The sequence below is a fragment of the Priestia sp. LL-8 genome (assembly GCF_036227845.1).
GTDB classification, from domain to species: Bacteria; Bacillota; Bacilli; order Bacillales; family Bacillaceae_H; genus Priestia; species Priestia zanthoxyli.
Genome location: NZ_JAZAQH010000001.1, coordinates 2,585,709 through 2,603,085 on the forward strand (window position 1 = coordinate 2,585,709; position 17,377 = coordinate 2,603,085).

The 17,377-nt window shown below is 37.9% G+C and carries 24 protein-coding genes; 4 read left to right on the top strand and 20 right to left on the bottom strand.

Features of this window, described 5'->3' with window-relative positions:
- Positions 1-4: 4 nt before the first annotated feature.
- From U9R83_RS13135 to U9R83_RS13145, 3 genes are all read right to left on the bottom strand, one after another.
- Positions 5-643, bottom strand: a complete 639-nt coding sequence (locus tag U9R83_RS13135; RefSeq protein ID WP_042992506.1) for a response regulator — start codon at positions 641-643, stop codon at positions 5-7.
- Positions 644-809: 166 nt separating this feature from the next.
- Complete coding sequence (locus U9R83_RS13140) at positions 810-2,045, bottom strand: Zn-dependent hydrolase (protein ID WP_328575265.1); 1,236 nt, start codon at positions 2,043-2,045, stop codon at positions 810-812.
- 299 nt (positions 2,046-2,344) lie between these two features.
- Entirely contained in the window at positions 2,345-2,467 is a 123-nt protein-coding gene (locus tag U9R83_RS13145) for a hypothetical protein (RefSeq protein WP_013057357.1), read from the bottom strand.
- Positions 2,468-2,759: 292 nt separating this feature from the next.
- On the opposite strand from U9R83_RS13145, the gene U9R83_RS13150 reads away from it, so the two are divergent.
- Both U9R83_RS13150 and U9R83_RS13155 read left to right on the top strand, forming a co-directional pair.
- Positions 2,760-3,296: an IseA DL-endopeptidase inhibitor family protein gene (locus U9R83_RS13150; RefSeq protein ID WP_208733429.1), complete on the top strand. Its 537-nt coding sequence runs from the start codon at positions 2,760-2,762 to the stop codon at positions 3,294-3,296.
- Positions 3,297-3,448: 152 nt separating this feature from the next.
- On the top strand, positions 3,449-5,035 hold the full coding sequence (locus U9R83_RS13155; RefSeq protein ID WP_328575266.1) for a hypothetical protein: 1,587 nt from the start codon (positions 3,449-3,451) through the stop codon (positions 5,033-5,035).
- A 39-nt stretch (positions 5,036-5,074) separates the two neighbouring features.
- Here the strand turns inward: U9R83_RS13155 and U9R83_RS13160 are convergent, their stop codons facing one another.
- Positions 5,075-5,488, bottom strand: a complete 414-nt coding sequence (locus U9R83_RS13160; RefSeq protein WP_328575267.1) for a GNAT family N-acetyltransferase — start codon at positions 5,486-5,488, stop codon at positions 5,075-5,077.
- A gap of 131 nt (positions 5,489-5,619) precedes the next feature.
- The gene (locus tag U9R83_RS13165; protein ID WP_014459795.1) at positions 5,620-5,817 is read right to left on the bottom strand and encodes a hypothetical protein; all 198 of its coding nucleotides are present in this window, start codon (positions 5,815-5,817) and stop codon (positions 5,620-5,622) included.
- Between the two features lie 44 nt (positions 5,818-5,861).
- On the opposite strand from U9R83_RS13165, the gene U9R83_RS13170 reads away from it, so the two are divergent.
- Positions 5,862-6,827: an aminoglycoside phosphotransferase family protein gene (locus U9R83_RS13170; RefSeq protein WP_286190595.1), complete on the top strand. Its 966-nt coding sequence runs from the start codon at positions 5,862-5,864 to the stop codon at positions 6,825-6,827.
- Between the two features lie 17 nt (positions 6,828-6,844).
- On the opposite strand, the gene U9R83_RS13175 is transcribed toward U9R83_RS13170, so the two are convergent.
- The 4 genes from U9R83_RS13175 to U9R83_RS13190 all read right to left on the bottom strand — a co-directional run bounded on the left by U9R83_RS13175 (position 6,845) and on the right by U9R83_RS13190 (position 9,681).
- Positions 6,845-7,840 carry an LLM class flavin-dependent oxidoreductase gene (locus U9R83_RS13175; protein WP_217027655.1) on the bottom strand — a complete coding sequence of 332 codons (996 nt, stop codon included), beginning with the start codon at positions 7,838-7,840 and terminating at the stop codon, positions 6,845-6,847.
- A gap of 14 nt (positions 7,841-7,854) precedes the next feature.
- The gene (locus U9R83_RS13180) at positions 7,855-8,139 is read right to left on the bottom strand and encodes a DUF3219 family protein (protein ID WP_014459792.1); all 285 of its coding nucleotides are present in this window, start codon (positions 8,137-8,139) and stop codon (positions 7,855-7,857) included.
- 134 nt (positions 8,140-8,273) lie between these two features.
- A complete protein-coding gene (locus U9R83_RS13185) occupies positions 8,274-8,867 on the bottom strand; it encodes a DedA family protein (RefSeq protein ID WP_014459791.1) in 594 nt (197 codons plus the stop codon).
- Between the two features lie 94 nt (positions 8,868-8,961).
- On the bottom strand, positions 8,962-9,681 hold the full coding sequence (locus tag U9R83_RS13190) for an endonuclease V (RefSeq protein ID WP_328575268.1): 720 nt from the start codon (positions 9,679-9,681) through the stop codon (positions 8,962-8,964).
- A 268-nt stretch (positions 9,682-9,949) separates the two neighbouring features.
- Between U9R83_RS13190 and U9R83_RS13195 the strand changes: the two genes are divergently transcribed.
- Positions 9,950-10,825 carry a glycerophosphodiester phosphodiesterase gene (locus U9R83_RS13195; RefSeq protein ID WP_217027651.1) on the top strand — a complete coding sequence of 292 codons (876 nt, stop codon included), beginning with the start codon at positions 9,950-9,952 and terminating at the stop codon, positions 10,823-10,825.
- A gap of 34 nt (positions 10,826-10,859) precedes the next feature.
- Here the strand turns inward: U9R83_RS13195 and U9R83_RS13200 are convergent, their stop codons facing one another.
- The 11 genes from U9R83_RS13200 to U9R83_RS13250 form a co-directional block, all read right to left on the bottom strand.
- Complete coding sequence (locus U9R83_RS13200; protein WP_328575269.1) at positions 10,860-11,372, bottom strand: hypothetical protein; 513 nt, start codon at positions 11,370-11,372, stop codon at positions 10,860-10,862.
- A 27-nt stretch (positions 11,373-11,399) separates the two neighbouring features.
- The gene (locus tag U9R83_RS13205; RefSeq protein ID WP_328575270.1) at positions 11,400-11,894 is read right to left on the bottom strand and encodes a hypothetical protein; all 495 of its coding nucleotides are present in this window, start codon (positions 11,892-11,894) and stop codon (positions 11,400-11,402) included.
- 53 nt (positions 11,895-11,947) lie between these two features.
- Entirely contained in the window at positions 11,948-12,478 is a 531-nt protein-coding gene (locus U9R83_RS13210) for an ankyrin repeat domain-containing protein (protein ID WP_217027646.1), read from the bottom strand.
- Positions 12,479-12,544: 66 nt separating this feature from the next.
- On the bottom strand, positions 12,545-13,057 hold the full coding sequence (locus U9R83_RS13215) for an Imm6 family immunity protein (RefSeq protein ID WP_098113065.1): 513 nt from the start codon (positions 13,055-13,057) through the stop codon (positions 12,545-12,547).
- Positions 13,058-13,133: 76 nt separating this feature from the next.
- Positions 13,134-13,592 (bottom strand): immunity protein YezG family protein, encoded by a 459-nt coding sequence (locus tag U9R83_RS13220; protein WP_209366636.1) that lies wholly within the window; start codon positions 13,590-13,592, stop codon positions 13,134-13,136.
- Positions 13,583-14,095: an ankyrin repeat domain-containing protein gene (locus tag U9R83_RS13225; protein ID WP_209366639.1), complete on the bottom strand. Its 513-nt coding sequence runs from the start codon at positions 14,093-14,095 to the stop codon at positions 13,583-13,585. The genes U9R83_RS13220 and U9R83_RS13225 overlap by 10 nt, the downstream gene beginning before the upstream one ends.
- Before the next feature lie 273 nt (positions 14,096-14,368).
- A complete protein-coding gene (locus U9R83_RS13230; RefSeq protein ID WP_182421597.1) occupies positions 14,369-14,785 on the bottom strand; it encodes a tetratricopeptide repeat protein in 417 nt (138 codons plus the stop codon).
- A gap of 37 nt (positions 14,786-14,822) precedes the next feature.
- Complete coding sequence (locus tag U9R83_RS13235) at positions 14,823-15,242, bottom strand: hypothetical protein (protein WP_209366641.1); 420 nt, start codon at positions 15,240-15,242, stop codon at positions 14,823-14,825.
- Complete coding sequence (locus U9R83_RS13240) at positions 15,229-15,852, bottom strand: immunity protein Imm33 domain-containing protein (protein WP_209366643.1); 624 nt, start codon at positions 15,850-15,852, stop codon at positions 15,229-15,231. Before U9R83_RS13240 ends, U9R83_RS13235 begins: the two co-directional genes overlap by 14 nt.
- A gap of 74 nt (positions 15,853-15,926) precedes the next feature.
- The gene (imm47, locus tag U9R83_RS13245) at positions 15,927-16,721 is read right to left on the bottom strand and encodes an Imm47 family immunity protein (RefSeq protein WP_209369354.1); all 795 of its coding nucleotides are present in this window, start codon (positions 16,719-16,721) and stop codon (positions 15,927-15,929) included.
- Between the two features lie 30 nt (positions 16,722-16,751).
- Complete coding sequence (locus U9R83_RS13250) at positions 16,752-17,252, bottom strand: ankyrin repeat domain-containing protein (RefSeq protein ID WP_209366645.1); 501 nt, start codon at positions 17,250-17,252, stop codon at positions 16,752-16,754.
- Between the last annotated feature and the right edge of the window lie 125 nt (positions 17,253-17,377).

Below are 17,377 nucleotides of genomic sequence, written 5' to 3' on the forward strand. Positions count from 1 at the left end.
AGCTCTACTTCCCTTTACCGGTTAAATAGTAAATAGCAATTTGAGTACGATGCTCAAGTCCCGTTTTACTTAAAATCGAACTAATATAGTTTGCTACGGTACCTTCTGAAATAAAAAGTGTTTTAGAAATTTCTTTATTTGAAAGCCCCTTGGCAATCAGCTTCATAATGCTTGTTTCACGCTCTGTAAACTGTGTCATATCCGCTTTTGACTCGCGCTCAGTTGCAGCGTTTAAACTTGATTTAATCTTATCAAGCACAACATCTTGCAGCACCGTATGTCCGTTGAACACACTTTTGATTGCGTCTCGAATGCGCTCTGGTTCTGTATTTTTTAACAAGTAGCCTTTAGCTCCGTTTTTTACGGCATCAATAATATATTCATCGTCATCAAACGTAGTTAAAATAAGCGGCTTTGCTTTCGTTGACTCTGAAATAAGCTTTGTAGCCTCTACACCGTCCATAACAGGCATCCTTACATCTAACAACGCAATATCGACGGAATGATTCTTGCAATATTGAACAGCTTCCTGACCATCTTTTAAAGTAGCGACAACGTCGAATTCCTCGTATGTATTTAATATAATTTTCATTCCTTCTCGAATAAACGAATTATCATCTGCAATAATAATAGTAATTTTCATTTCTTTAAGTGAGAACATCTCACTTTTTTTCACATCCTTTTTTCACACCCATCCGGATGCTTCTCATTTATTGTATCCATAATAAACCAAAAGTTCAATGTGATAGTTCGCAGTCTTTCTAAGCACTAAAAAAGAGCAAACCTCTAAGGTTTACTCTTTGGTCCTGTTACTTCTGAGCTAACTTCATCACCGTCTCTAACAGTACATTTACACCTTTTTCGCATTCTTCCCAAGGAGTGAACTCTTCTTCACAGTGACTTTTTCCGTTTACGCTCGGAATAAAAATCATAGCCGTCGGAATATAGCTAGCTAAAAACTGTGCGTCATGTCCAGCTCCGCTGACCATTCGCTTGTAGGAATACCCAAGCGAACGAACAGATTCTTCCACTTCATCGCAAACGGTTTTATCAAACCACACGGTATCGCGTCCCCAAAGCTTGGTCACCCGCACTTCGCAGCCTTCTAACAGCTCCGCTTGATCAGGCAGTGACTGAATGATCTTTTCCACGGATGCAATGACGTCTTCATCGGTATGTCTCGCTTCAAGTGAAAAAATAACTTTATTTGGAATAACGGTATGAATATTAGGCAGTACGTTCATACGACCCATTGTATAGACTAAATTTGAATCCAATCTGCCGAGCTCATGACGAGCTTCAGCAATCAGGTTATTAGTTGCAAATAGCGCATCTTTCCGCATATCCATCGGCGTCGTCCCGGCGTGATCTGACTCCCCGGCAACTTCAATTTCATAGCATACCATTCCTAGCACGCACTCGACTACACCGATTGATTTGGCTTCTCGTTCTAGAATAGGCCCTTGCTCAATATGTAATTCTACAAATGCCGACGCTTCAGTAAGACGGCTACTCGTATCGCCTTCATATCCGCATGATTGAAGGGCTTGCTTAAACGTCACGCCGTCAACATCTGTCTTCTTCATCATAACGTCTTTTTGAAATTTGCCCGATAAAATACCTGAAGCCATCATAGAAGGCTCAAAACGCGCTCCTTCTTCATTCGTAAAGTTAACAATGGTAATCGGCACCTTCGGCTTAATATTATGTTCAACCAGCGTTCTTACTAACTCTAATCCTGCAACTACACCGAGGATTCCATCAAACCTTCCGCCTTTTTTTACGCTGTCCATGTGTGAGCCAATCACAACAGGCGGCTTATCTTCTAGTCCTTCAAGCGTAGCGTAAATACATCCAAGATCGTCGATTTTAATATCCATTCCAAGGTCACGGCAACATGAACAAAAATAGTCTCGTGCTAAGCGGTCTTCTTCTGACAGCGCTAAGCGGGTTACACCGTTATTAGGTGTTCGTCCATACTCGGCAAATCGTTCAAGCGTATTTTTTAACCTTTCTCCATTCACTGCTACTTTTTGTCGTTGCAACTCAACCACTCTCCTCATTATTTGGTCATAAAGTGCGTCTAAGATGCGGTGTTAATGAATATCATTCATTATGACATAAAATAGGCGATATCACTTGAAGTCTGTTAGAACCCCTTCCATTGTTTTTGTAATGAAAGTGCGCAGCTTGCCTTATGTATCTATTAGCTTCAAAACGTAAATTTCCTGCTTTTTTCTATGAATAATGCAAGCGTCATTTATGCATTTTTATTATAAAAATAATAATAGGTTTTTTTCAAAAAAAAGAGAATTAGTTATTATACTAACTCTCCTCTACACACTTACTTTTTATTTGCTTTCTTCGCAATCGCAATCATTGTAGCCAAAACACCAACTGTAATAATCACAATAGCAATTACAGCAGTGGTAATAATAATTCCTGATGTTACTTCTGAAACACCCATTAGTTTACGTTCTCCTTTTGTGCCTGACCTTTTTATCTACATCAGCATATTGGTCGGTTTATTCCTATTATATACGAACTTGTAAAGTGACGAAATATGTGACACATAATTGACATACTGTTTATATGTTTTCTTTTAATTCTACGTTTTATTTAAGAAAATACGGGAATAATTCAAACATATATAAGAAATACTCTTTATTTCTTTAAAGAAGTATTGTAATATAAATGTAACAATTGTAATATTAACAGCACGAATGTTACATATATTTCAATGAATGAGTAGGAGGGAAATGGAAATGAAAAAATTTGGAATAATCTTAGCATCACTTGCTCTTTTCTTTTCACTAAGCACAGGAGTTACAGCTCAAGCAGCATCACAAAATCTATCAACGACTAATGCGGTAAAAATTGCAGCAAACGCAAGCAACCATTTCTGGAATGCACTTCATGGATCTAAAGGTAATTTATGTACTCAAAAAACATTTAATTATAAAGGCACTCAGTACTCATATCTTTGTCAGGATTTTAATACAAAAACCAAACTAGTAAGCTATTTATCTGAAACGTTTACAAACAGTGCTATTCAAAAAGGATTAACAAACTATCGCTACATCACATATAACGGAAAGCTTGCTCGTCCTGTCGGTGACGGATTCAGCATGCTAGAGTGGAACAAAGCAAAAGCAAAACTAACTTATCAGCGCGCCGATGTTCGCTCTTATCAATTTACGGTTCCAACAGTTGACGGAGGAAGTGTAAAACGCACCGTTACATTTTATAAATCTGGTTCACAGTGGAAAGTAAATAAGTTTGATGCTGTACTATAAGCAGTACCAAAAGCAAGGTCTACCAAGACCTTGCTTTTTTGTGTGCTCATCAGCTCTTTATTAACGAAGTTTCACTTTATTTTCACTAACTCCCCTTATAGTATGGATACACACTACTACTTATTCGATACATTGTCATCGGAGGATTTTATATGAACATACTACAAAAAAGAACGGCTTTTATCGTAACGGCGGCTTTTCTTTTAGCATTTGTTTTCAGTATCGTTTCACTATCACACTATAAAGGAGAAGAACATTTATTTTCGATTCAAGAAAGTCATCAGTTAAAAAAGATTACGAATGGTATATCTGTTCTTGATAATAATTCGAGGGATCATCGTCTTCCTTCAGGAAACGGTCCCGCTTCGTCTACCAACTCCGGAGAACACGTAACGCCTTTTCATAATCTATCTATGGATAACGGTGCCGGAAGTCAAGGAGCTAATAAAGACTATGAAATGCCGCTCGCTCTTTATACGGTGGGCTTTTTTATAGCAGCAGCTTTCGTTTACGGATTAGTAAAGAAAAAGAAATGGCATCATTCGATAGAGCATTCTCGCGTTATTTTATGGTCATTACTTGGCACTGGACTATTTATCCGGATTGCGCTGATTCCGTGGGTAGGCTCTCATATGGATGCATCTCTTTTCAAAAACTGGGCATCGGTTGCGGCTAATCATTTTTCAAATTTCTATGCTAAAAGCGGAAGCGATTATCCGCCGTTTTATATTTATATCTTGTTTATCGTTGGGAAAGTTGGCAGTTTACCGGATTTTCAGCAGTATTTTTCGCTGTTGATTAAAATCCCGCCTATTTTAGCAGATGTTGTCACATCTTATTTACTCTATCGTTTAGCTCGTAAATACTTGGCACCTTCTTTTGCCTATCTGTTAGCAATTGGGTATTTATTTAATCCGGCCATTTTAGTTAATTCAACGTTTTGGGGACAAGTCGATTCATTTTTCACTTTGCTTATTGTCCTAGCGATTGTAATGATTACGGAAAAAAGAATTTACGCGTCGGCCGTTATTTTTACAGCAGCGGTCTTAATGAAGCCGCAGGCGATTATTATCCTGCCTATTTTATTTTTCGAACTCATTCGCCTGAAGCAAGTTAAGCATTTCTTTGGCATTGCTTTAACGGCTGCTTTCACTGCTACAGTGATTTTATTGCCTTTTTCAGCAGGAAAAAGTCCTACGTGGATTATTGATTTATTCTCATCCACCATTGGAGAGTACCCGTATGCCTCTGTTAACGCCTATAACTTCTTTAGTTTAATAGGCGCAAACTATAAAGACAGCTCTGCAACGCTGCTGCTTTTCAGCTATCATACGTGGGGACTTATTTTTATCGTCGCGACAACTATTTTTTCATGGCTTATTTATATAAAAGGGCGCAGCTTTAAATACGCCGCTCTTGCAGCGCTTATTCAAATTTCCGGGGTATTTACGTTTTCTTCAAGCATGCATGAACGCTACTTGTTTCCAGCAGCAGCGCTTGCTTTGCTCGCTTATATTTATTTGAAAGACAAAAACTTGCTTTACTTATCCCTTGGATTTAGCATCAGTATTTTTATGAACACTTTTTTTGTTTTATACGGTGACAACAATATGCAAAACAGTACGTCCTATCCGTTTTCTATGTTTGCTACGTCGATGCTGAACGTTTTGCTTGTTGTTTATTTAGTAAAAGTTGCTTGGAATTTAGTCCAAAAAAGTACGGTTTTAAAAACGGCATAATACAAAAAGCTCAGTGAGTATGATTGATCACTGAGCTTTTTACATAACAAGCGACATGCCTGGCGAGTCTTCTTCTCTTTCTTGAAACCCTAATTTTTTATAAAAATGATGCTTTCCTTTTGCTGCAAACAGCTGAATCGATTCAATTCCGCTTTCTTGACATTTCGTTAACAGTTCTTGAATAATTTGCTTTCCAAGTCCTTTGTTTTGGTACGAGGGATCAACCATCACGTCGCAAATAAGCGCTTGGTAAATTCCGTCTGAAATCATACGGCCAAATGCAATTAATTGTTCATTGTCATAAATACCGACTCTAAACCAGCTGTTGGCTACCGCTTCAAACAGCTGTTCTTTTGTATAATTGCCTTTTTTACTTTTATGTAATCCGCTCGCTTCATGCAGAGCTGCAAACTGCTCAAATAACGGAACCTCTTTTTTTATTACGTAAGACACGTTCATTCTCCTCTCAATACCGTTGCTTTCTATATTATATTTATACATCAAAAAGAATAATAATTCAACATTTTTATCTAGTTATCTTGTTACCCTTTCTCCAAATAAAAAAACTGCCAAACGGCAGTTTTTTAGGCTTGTGCTGATTTTTTTCGTTTTTTAAGATCAATTCCTGCTATAATAAGCAAAATGATTCCAAGAGCAATCATGATTTTACTCACTGTTTCTACCCACTCAGGTGCGCTTCCAGCAAGTAAAAGTGAAAATCCAATGATATAAATAGGAAACCCAACGAGAGCCCAAGGAGATTTCACCTTCTTTTTCTTCATACGTACGATCTCCTCTTTCTTTACAGATTCTATGTAGGCTGTATATGATGAGTTTATCAGAAAAATTTGGAAACGACAAAGGAGATAAACGCATGTATACGCTGCCTCAAACATTTTGTGATACAATTACTCACCTTTACCCTCATAAAAGCCAAAAGTGGCTCGCTGACTTCCCTCAGCTGATTCGCTACTGCGAACAGCGCTGGGGTATCACCATTCACAGTCACTTTCCCCTTTCTTACCACTTTGTTGCTCCTGCGCGCAAAGCAGATGGAAGCGAACTAGTTGTCAAATTTTTTGTAGAGCCTTCAGAGCTGCTTCATGAGCAAGAAGCACTGACAGCAATAGCTGGTGAGAACACGGTAAAAACAGTGGACAGCGATGCTGAAAAAGGCATTTTACTGCTTGAAAAGCTGTCTCCCGGATGCCCGCTTTCCTCTTTATCAACTAAAGAAGAGGCTGTGTTAATCGCTGCTGGGCTCATGAAATCTCTGTGGCGCATGCCTCAATCAGACTCCACTATCGAAGAAACAGCCGTTAAAAGAGAGAAGCAGCTTCGAGAGTATACACAAATGTATCCAAGCGGCATTGATTTTCTTTCTTCCGAAACGCTTCAACACGCGCTAGCCGTTTTCTCTGAATTAAACCGGACTTCTCAGCAGCTTTTTTTGCTTCACGGAGACTTGCATCATGATAACATCTTACAGTCTGGTGAAGCGTGGAAAATAATTGATCCAAAAGGGTTGATTGGAGAAAAAGAGTACGAAATTATCCCTTTTCTTTTAAATCATCTGCCTAAGACAAACGTAGCAGAGACAATTGACCATCGAATCAATATATTTGTAAAAGAACTGAACGTAAATAAAAAACGCATTTTACTGTGGGGATACGCTCATTCTGTATTAGCCACGTGCTGGTTAATAGAAGACCGCCAAGACGCCGCTTCTTTTTTACGTGCTATAGAAGCATTTCAGCACTTATTTGAGTACTATTACGGGCATAAAAAATAAGAGCCGACATTTGGCTCTTATTTTTTGCATTTCTCTGCGACAAGCTCATATGATTTTAATCGGTCAGCCGGATCGTGCGTAATGGTGACAAGCATGAGTTCATCCGCTCCGTAGCGTGCTTGAACTTCTTGAAGACGGACGTGTACTTCTTCCGGGTTTCCGATAATCATAGCTTCTTTCATCTTCTTCATTTTTTTCTCTTCTTCTTCTGTCAGCGGATAGCTGGCCGCTTCTTTAATAGAAGGCACACCTTTTGCTTCCATTTTATCCTGTTGAATTTTCCATACGAGTGAGCTCGTTGCGATGCGATGCGCTTGCTCGGTTGTTTCAGCGCAAATGACCGATACAGTGACAATCGCATAGGGCTGATTCCCGCTCTGTCTTGGCTGAAAAGCCTGCTTGTACTGATCAATAATAGCTGAACCGTCTTGTTCACTCATAAACTGTCCAAACGTATAGGCCATTCCGTTTCTAGCAGCGAGCTCGGCACTTTTTTTACTTGTGCCAAGCAGCCACGGTTCTGGAGAGACAGGCGGAAGCGGCGAAGCTGAAAGCTTGGCGTACTCATGTTCAGCTGGAAATTTATCGTCTAAAAACTGCAGAAGCTCTTCAACAAGTTCAGGCATTTTAAATACTTGCTGCAAGAAGTTATCCGACAGCGCATTTGTTGCTTCAGCCGATCCACCCGGCGCGCGCCCAATCCCTAAATCAACGCGCCCAGGAAACAGCGTTGCCAGCATGTTATACGTTTCAGCTACTTTATACGGCTTGTAGTGAGGCAGCAGCACCGCTCCCGATCCAATTCGAATTCTATTAGTCTGTGCGCCGATATAGCCAAGCATCACTTCAGGAGCCGAACAGGCAAGTCCAGACAAATCATGGTGCTCTGCAATCCAGTAGCGCTCATAGCCAAGCTTGTCACCCGCTTTGGCCAGCTCCATTGATGCTTCTAACGCTTCCGCTGGGGTCTGATGGGATGAAACGGGCGATTGGTCAAGTATACTTACTTTCATCACGCATCTGCTCCTTATTCGTTCACTTCAATTAAACTTAATGAAAAATCCCCTACCTGGCCTTTTTCATATAAATTTGTAAAAGACGTAGAGTACTGGTGAATCGTTCCTTGGAAATCGAGATCTTCTTCCGGGACATTTACATGAAAAGTACCTTTATATAAAAGTGTAGTAATATCATGATATTCCTCACTTGTTACCTTAAAATCAACTGAAACTTTTGTTTTGCCTTTTACAATTTCTTGTTCATAGCTGTAAATTTGAATAGGCGTATCATTTAATACAATTTCTTGTACCACGTTAAATCGTCTCCTTTTTTAGTGCGTATGAAAAATAATAGCACTTGAAGAAGTCATGAGCAAATAAAAGAGCTTCTGGTTGCGCATGCAAAAAAAGCATGGCTTTTCGCCATGCTTGTAGTCCAAAAACGATCTTATACGCGCTTTGTACGCGTGCGTTTGAATACGAAATAAAGAACAATAATCACAAATGCCGCAACTACAAACGGAAGCGTATATTTGCTTGCTACGTCTTCAATGTTCGCCCAGTTCTCGCCTAGCTTTCCGCCTAAGTAAATAAATAAAATCGACCAAGGAATCATCGCTAACACGGTTAAAGACGTAAACTTCCAAAACGGCATTTTAGCAATACCTGCAGGGATCGAAATCGCATGTCGAACAACCGGGACAAAACGAGCGGAGAAAACCACACCCGCGCCGTATTTATTAAACCAGTTTTCCGCAAGATCGATATGCTTATCATGAATAAATAAGTACTTGCCGTATTTTTGAAGAAACGGACGTCCTCCGTAGGCTCCAATCCAATATAAAAACCACTGTGCAATCGTTCCGCCAATAATTCCGGCAATGACTGCTCCTGGAAAACTGATCATGCCTTGAGAAATCATATACCCCCCGTAGGCTAGTACAATTTCACTTGGAATGATTTCAATCATTAAGCCGAGCGCAATACCTAAATAGCCAAGGCTCGTTAAAAAATCCAAAATACTCGTAATAAATGAACTCACCTTTAATCACCTTACTCATTCTTTAATAATTTTACACTACTACTATATTCCAACCATCAGTATAAAAGGAAACTATGAACTCATTATGAACAGCTTACTTCCCTGTTGACTGCCGGTACCTTTTCCTCAGCTCATGCGTATGCAGATCTGCTAGGCGGACTGGAATCGGAAGCTTACTTTCTTTTGAAATAAAATGCATCATAAGCTGATATGACATGTCCAAATCAATATAGTTTCCGCACGACAGAAAAATAGGCTTTACCCCTTTGGCTGTCCTTACTACTCTACCATAAACTTCGCCATCAATCACAATATCTTCATAAGCGCCTGCTGTATCTTCAGGCATAACGTAATCATGTCCCTTGATCTTTAAATAGCTTTTCCCAATTCCAACGGTAGGTTTATTGAGAAAAAACGAAGCATGTGTGGCTACTCCCATGTGCTCGTAGTGCAAATATCCGTTGCCATCAAATAAAAACACGTCGGGCTCTACCTGAAGTTTTTTAACCGCTTCAAGAATTAAAGGAAGCTCTCGAAAAGCTAGGAATCCAGGGAGATAAGGAACGGTTGCTTCTCCTACACTGTGCACTTTTTCTACAACGTTTTTCATCTGATAATCAACCACTACAATGCTGCAAGCTCCGTAAGATATGCCGTTTTCTTCCCAATACGCAACATCAACACCAGCACAGTTATGTATATGCGTCATTTTGACGCCTGATGTTAAATCAATTTGTGCTTTTAGCTTTTGCTGAAGCGTCCGGCACTCCTCTTTCGTTTGCATCGTAAACGTATGTATGTACTGAATATCCATGTTCCATTCCTTTCATTGACTGACTCACCTATTATACAACTATTTTCTAAGAAATTCCTATTCTTTTTTTCACACCTTTTATTATAGCGCTGTTTCCTTAACGTTTGATTAAAATCCCTATTCGTTTACGCATTTTTTGTAAACATCGCCATGAAAAAATCCCTATTTTTCTTTACGAAATGTCAACGCTTTTTACACACTTTCTCTATATCAGCATCACATTTTTTCGTTACGCTATTTCTATACTAACGTATAGGAGAGAAACGTGATGAAAAAATATTTAGCTGGTCTAAGCGCAGTCGCCTTATTATGCTGTTCAATCGCCTCTTCTGCTTTTGCACGCACGGAAGAAAAACTTACAAATATCGCGCACCGAGGAGCCTCCGCTTACGCACCTGAAAACACAATGGCTGCTTTTCACCAAGCGCTAGAAATGAATGCAGATTACATTGAACTTGACGTGCAGCAAAGCAAAGACGGTGTACTCGTTATTATGCATGACCGTACCGTAGACCGAACGACAAACGGAAGCGGACACATTCGAGAGTTAACGTACGCGGAGCTTCAGCGCTTGGATGCAGGAAGCTGGAAAGACAATTCGTTTGCGAATGAAAAAATTCCAACTCTTTCACAAGTGTTAGATGAATTTCAAGGGAAAATCGGTATATTAATGGAGTTAAAAGCCCCGGAACTTTATCCTGGAATTGAAAAAAAAGTAGCTTTTGAAATCAACAAGCGAAAGCTCGATCACGTCATCGTTCAGTCTTTTAACGTTTCATCCATGAAAAAAATACATGAGCTTCTCCCAAACGTTCCTATAGGCATACTAACTTCTTCAGAGCGAGATACAGACCCAAACTCAATTCAGCAATTCGCTGACTTTGCCACTTACTTTAACCCTTCCTATGACATCCTAACGCCTGCTCTTATCCACCAAGTCCATTCTGCTGGAATGAAAATATCACCGTGGTCTGGAACCAAGCGGCTTCCCGCTTCATTTTTGTGGAAAACAAAAAGCGACGGAGTCATTACAAATTATCCGGATGAAGTGAATTGGGTGCAAACATCAAGTGCTATCGGACAACAGCTCGAAAAAGGAAGCGCCCGCCGAGTAATTACACTTGCCGTCACAATGTGGCCATAGTCCCTGTAGTCTTTTACTAGTAACCTCGTCTTCCTTACTGCCTTTTTAACGCTTCAATACGTTTAATTTCACTGAAATACTGAAAGTTCCCTTTAAAACATCTCTCCATCGTTTTAAAAAACTGCTCCGCTCCTCCTAACACCATCATAAAAAAGTCTTGTTTCGGAAGCACTGCTTTTACGGGAGGAGATGTATGCAAGGTATACAGTACAAACTGTTCAGAAGCCGATTTTAAGGTTAATACTAACGATTGATCTGGAAAATTCATCTCTCCATATCCGGTCTCTTTTAAACTCTCCATTACATCCACCAAATAAAGCCACATCCCATCTATAACATCCCATGCAGATACATCAAGAAGCGACTCACCGTAGTATTCAAGCTTAATAGCTCCTTCAAGGCAAGTAAAATCAAGCTGATTACCGTAACGAATGAGTTCTTCTTCGTTCGATATATCGATAAAATAGTGCGATTCCTTTTCATATAGAGATGATAAATCGGTAATCAAAATATCTGGACGCTTAATGAATGTTTGAACACAAAACAACGTTATCCCTCCATGCTCTGTTTACTTTCACAGCTCAAATAAATTTTCTCCGTCCTTATTTACCCAATACTTTTCTATTTTTGGAATCAAAGCTGTAAAGTCTTCATACGTTCCTTTCCAATCGCTTGGAACATATTCTTCAAATGAAGCCGGCTCAGGAAACAGTGAGTAAAACGTCTTTTGATCAAAATCCACCAAAAACGAAGGGCTAAAATCTAATACGTCTTCTTCATCTTGGCTTTCTATTTTATCTTTAAACAGCTTTAAAAGAGTAGTTGTGTCTGCTTGATACGACTCTATACGTTTTAAAAAAAGCTCAGCATTTTCATTGCTGAGAACTTCGATCCCTTTTCGTTCAGGTTCGATGTATTCATTAACCGCTGAATCAACTTCATTTTCAAAAGCTTGTGCAAACTTTACATAATCTAAATACCATAGCTCTCGATCGGTTACATACCATTGAAACTGCTTTTTATGTATCACTCCGACAATTACGGTTTCAGCATATATGGGTTCTAGCATGAGATGGACCTCCTTGCTTTTATTAGTTTTGTGACCTGTTGTATACAATTTTATTAGTCTTCAAGCACTCTCTTTTGTACTTTTCCATTCAGCTTTCGTTTTAAATATTCAGCAATTTCTATTTGTCCAAATTCCTTAGCATATCGATACGCATCCATATCCTCGATATTCTCTCCGGTATATTGAACGGAAATATCTATACCTTGATCAACTAGATGTTCAACTACTTCTCTATGACCACCGTAAATTGCTGCGAATAATGGATTTCTTTTTGCTGAGCTTACATCTAATTCTGCTCCAGATTGGATTAAGTACTGTACTATTTCTACATGCCCCTCACCTGCTGCCACTCTTAAGGGAGAAGCATCAAATATATCCCCTTTTATATTTACATCGATTCCTTTATGCACTAGATACTCTACTATTTCCATCTGTCCTTTTTTTGCTGCTATATGCAACCAGCTACCAAATGGAGTCATGGTGTGTAGAATTGCTTTATTACTACCTATTAATTCTTTGACTGAGTTAATGTCACCACGTTTAATTGCATTTCTTATTGCTTTATTGACACTGTTTTTCTCCAAAGCATATCCCCCTTAATTTAGCTGTTTCTACCGTTTTTACTTTTAAATAGTTGTGGTCAGTGAACTTCACTGTCGTACTTGTAGTTCTTTTAAGACTTTTGTTCGCAGATCATTCACTGTTTTCCTATTCTTATCATCATTTAATAAAGAAGTTAATCTTTCTATGTAACTATCCGCATTCTCTATACATCTTTCAAAACCATTTATAAAATGCTCTACTAATGTATCATTAACTAAAGCAATGGGTTCGGGATAATATTCGACGCCTTCTCTTTCAAATGCTTTTCTACTAGTATAGGCAACTGCATCAATAATACAGTCCCAGGCTATAACATCTGTTTTATTATCTGACGTCTCTTGAATTATTGTGATACCATTTTCCTCGTGATCTAATAATTCATAAAGAGTATCTCCACTATTTTCTTTGTCTTTTAACCATTCCCAGCATTTACATATAACTTTCCGGGCTGAAATTTGATCTTCCGTACGAGAAAGTACCGGTACTACTTTTTCTGAAAGTGCCAGAAAAAATATCACTTTATCATGTTCTGTTAAACTATTGAAATTAGCATTAGTCATTCTTAAACTCCATTTCCACTTCTCTCACTATGATGAGCTTAACTCCTCCGTCTATATATCTTTTGCTCTTCTATGATTAGGAAAGAAATTTTTTTATGATCTTTTTATCATATTCATCTTCTGAAATAATCCCTAAGTACTTATACTCCCAAATCACCTGTTGTTCATACGGGTCAACAGTAAGAATATCTTCATACCTGTAGTCTATCTCAAATTTCCCATCATGACCTAAATGCAAAGTTAAACTTGTCCATATCTCCTGTTTGTTTTCTATAAATACATCTAACAACTCACGAAAGCACTCTAACTGTTTATCTAATAACACTAAGTAGCTCTGTTCTGACACCTCAAATAGTTCAGGTATATCATGACTATATATAGGTTCATCGCTTCCTTTTGGATAATAAAAGAAATACGTTGTTTGAGAACCTTCTCCTACTTCTGCATACAAATAGATTTCTCGCCAGTCTTCTTGTATCATTTCCTTTAAATTATCGGCCACCTTTTGATAAATATTATTAAGCTTTAATTCCATTTACTGTCCACCTTCTGCTTTAAATATTCAGCAATTTCTATTTGTCCTCGTTCAATCGCAAATTCACAGGCATCCATATTTTTCATCGTATCCCCTGTATATGTTACAGTAATATCAATACCACTCTGAACAAGGTATTTTACAATATCAAGATGACCACCATAAATCGCTGAAAATAAAGGATTTCTACTCGAATCGCTTACATCTAATATTGCACCTCTATCGTATAAGTACTGAACTATGCTAAATTCACCTACACTCGCTGCATGTGCAATTGGCGCTGACTTTGGTACACCTTCATTTGTGTTAATATCCATCCCGTATTCAACTAGGAACTTTATCATATCAAGGCTACCAGCTCTAGCAGCCACGTGTAGCCACGTTCCAAAAGGAGTTATAAATTCAAGCAACCTTTTATCTGCAATCAGAATCTCTTTTGCTTGTTCTGTATCACCGTTCTTAATGAAATCATAGGTTTTAACTGCTTTTTCCTTATTATCCATAGAAACCTCCTAAGATATTTTTGTTCATACGGCTTCTTCACCAGTTTATAGTATCAGAGAGATTTCTTTAGCCTTCTGAAACCCCTTCCAGAATTCTTCTAATGATTTAAATAGGATTATGTGGATATTCTTTTAAATAGTGCTCTATTAAACTCTTACTCTATTTCAGCATATTGGTTCACACGCCCTACTCATATGCATTAAAACCAAAAATCCTCAATAGCCTGCTCTACTGAGGGTTTTACTCTTCACTTAAACTGTATTTTTCTCTATTTAAATTAACTCTATAATAAGTTTAAAGTATTTATCATCTTCCTGAAAAAAGATTTTATAATCTTCAATTTGATAAGCCTTGTACAAATACGCTTTTGCTTTTTCAAACTCTCCAAGCTCATAAAAACTTTCCCCTAACCGCAACAACAGAAAAGGATTTTCATTTCCGTCCGGACACTTCAAGGCATATTCCAAGCTGCGTATAGCATCTTCGTAGTTTTTTATTAAAAAGTATGTATCACCCAAAGTTCCGTAAATCCACGTAGCCGCTGACCATTTTTCCTTTGGCTCTGGAACTAATTCAAGTGCTCGTTGATAAGATGCAATCGCTTCACTCATTTGTTTCAGTTCAGCGAATCGATCACCTTCTTCACATAACTTGACAATTTGCTGGTGAAGTTGCTTGTTCATTTCCATTACAGCATCTCCCTACTGAAATAATAAGGTTTCATCTTCATGATCCTTTTAGCAGCTTTATATATTTGACATCTTGCCCTTCGAACGATCTTCCTTCTGACTTTTTATTAGCAATATCAAAAAATTCTTTTGCGACATTTAATTCGCCCAACTCATAATAAATAGTTCTTGATAAAAATTCACGCTCTCTCTCATCTATTCTTTCAAAATCCGATGTATATAAATGATTTAACCACTGCTTAGCGCTTTTGTAATTCTTTATCACTATAAATGTATCAATAATATCCCGTACAATATTGTAAGTGTCAGGATATAAACCTTTAGGCTGTGGAATTTCACCCCAAGCTTGTACCAATAAATCTATAGATGTTTTGTAATCATTATTTTCAAAGCATTCATCGCTTTTGGTCTTATATTTCTCAATTCTCACTTGCTTTTCAGGTTCAATTTGTATCATTTCTTCCTCCACTCAAAATATCTTCATCTCTTTCATTTAATACTGCCTTCACTTGATCTCTTTCAAAAATCACCATATATTCGTATGGTAAAGCTAAAACTTGAATAAGGGATGGACGAATCTTTAATAATTGATAAACATAAAAAGCCTCAAGCTCTTCTGTATCATCTTCTTCATTTACCGGCCCTATGTACCAGCCAGAATCTCCTCGTTCAGCTCCGCCGCTTCTTTGTAAGTAAATACTATCTACTTCTAGTATATTTTTAGCTACCACGACTTTATCTCTAAAGCTGACACCTTCACCATTTTTTATGTTTAACTTGCGCAAAAAGTGAACTTGTTCCAACTGCACCCATAGAGCAAGCGTTAAATCTTCTGTATAATCCTCAAAGGGATTCCCTGAATAGTCCGGTGAAAGAATGTAATACTCTTCATTCTTTACACAAACAATAAAGTTCGACCATCCTATTTGTATCGAAAAGCCGTCAGTCCATTTTTCTCTTTCTATCGTTTCAAAGATACGAAATAGACTCTCAATCTGCATTTTTAATTCGTGTTCTGCTTGAACTACGACTACTTTATCCCCTATATTTTTAATGAATTTTTTCAATTATTCTTCCCTTTCTTTTTTCACTAATTTTGTTGCCAAATATATTGCGTTTGGACAGTACGTAAGGTTGCTTTCTATAGCTTATACCCATAAAAATACTTTTGTCCTTTTTCCCAGTTTTTAATGGAAAGATTATCGATATACTCCATCATTTTTTTATAATAGCTTGCATTCATAATTGTGCGGTAATCTACAGGCACTTTTTCCCCAGTTAAAATGGATAATAAAGATGGAATCAACTCCATTTTTAATGGTTCTTCGTTATGTGCTGCAATCATCGCTCTTTGGACTAATTTTTTTGCTAAGTCTCCGGGAAAAGCTACATTTTGTTGAAAGTAATAACTTTCTGTATCATTCTCATTGCAATACTCAACATAATAGTTTCCTATTTCCTCGACAGTCGCCTCTTCTCCGATTTTTGCTTCATAGTCAAGGAAAAAATCAAGCGAATCCTTTATGATAATAGCCGTATCGTCAATTTCATTCCAGTCTTCAAGTAAAGCCAATAAATACGGAACTACTTCAAGAGAAAATGATGTTGTCGCTGCGGATGCAAACGTATCAATCGTTTCTTCAGTACCTTTACTCAAAAATCGCAGGTTGTTTAAATCTCTTAAGTCGTCATGTGTTGCGATAGCGAAAAAGACCCTTATACATAAATTCAAAACCGCTTCATCTTGAGTCCCGTTCATCAATTGAATTAATAGCGGCTTTTGAGTAAAATCCCCTATTTTATATAACTCGATTAAATTAAATAAAATGTCTCTTTCTGTATGGCTTTTCAATAGATGTTCTTTTATTTCAGCTTGAGATAAAGTGGTTTTTTCACCAAACCATATACTATTCATAAGGTTTCTTGAGCCTACCATCATTACACCTGCTTTCGCTAAGTAAATTATCTATTTCAACTTTCCCTTTAAATATTCAGCAATTTCTATTTGTCCTCGTTCAATCGCAAATGCGTAAGCATCCATCTCTTTCATATTTTCACCAGAGTATGTAATCGATATATTAATATGATTCTCAACTAACAGTTTAACCATCTCAAAATGACCGTTATATATGGCAGCAAACAGCGGATTTCTATCTGGTTCACTAATATCAAGTTCAATATTATGGTTAATAAGATACTTAGCAATATCTATATGTCCTTTTGCAGCCGCTCTTTCTAAGGCATTGGTAGAAAAAGTTCCTCCTTGTGCATTCACATCTATTCCAGCACGAATAAGGTATTGTACAATTTCTAAATGACCATGAGCTGTTGCTACATGTAGCCATGTGCCAAAAGGTGTGACCAATGTTAACATTTCTGGATTTTTCTCAAATAAGTCTCTTACTTTATTTAAGTGACGACCTTTTATAGCACCTCTAATAGCTTTTGCTATGTGAGTTGTTTCCATTTTTCGTTTTCCCTCTACTTTCTACCTTGTAGAATCCTCTCCAAAATATATCGTCTCTCTGCTTGGTGTGATGCGCTGTAGTGTGGGGAGCTTATTGTCTATAGCAAGACTCGATTCGTTGCTTC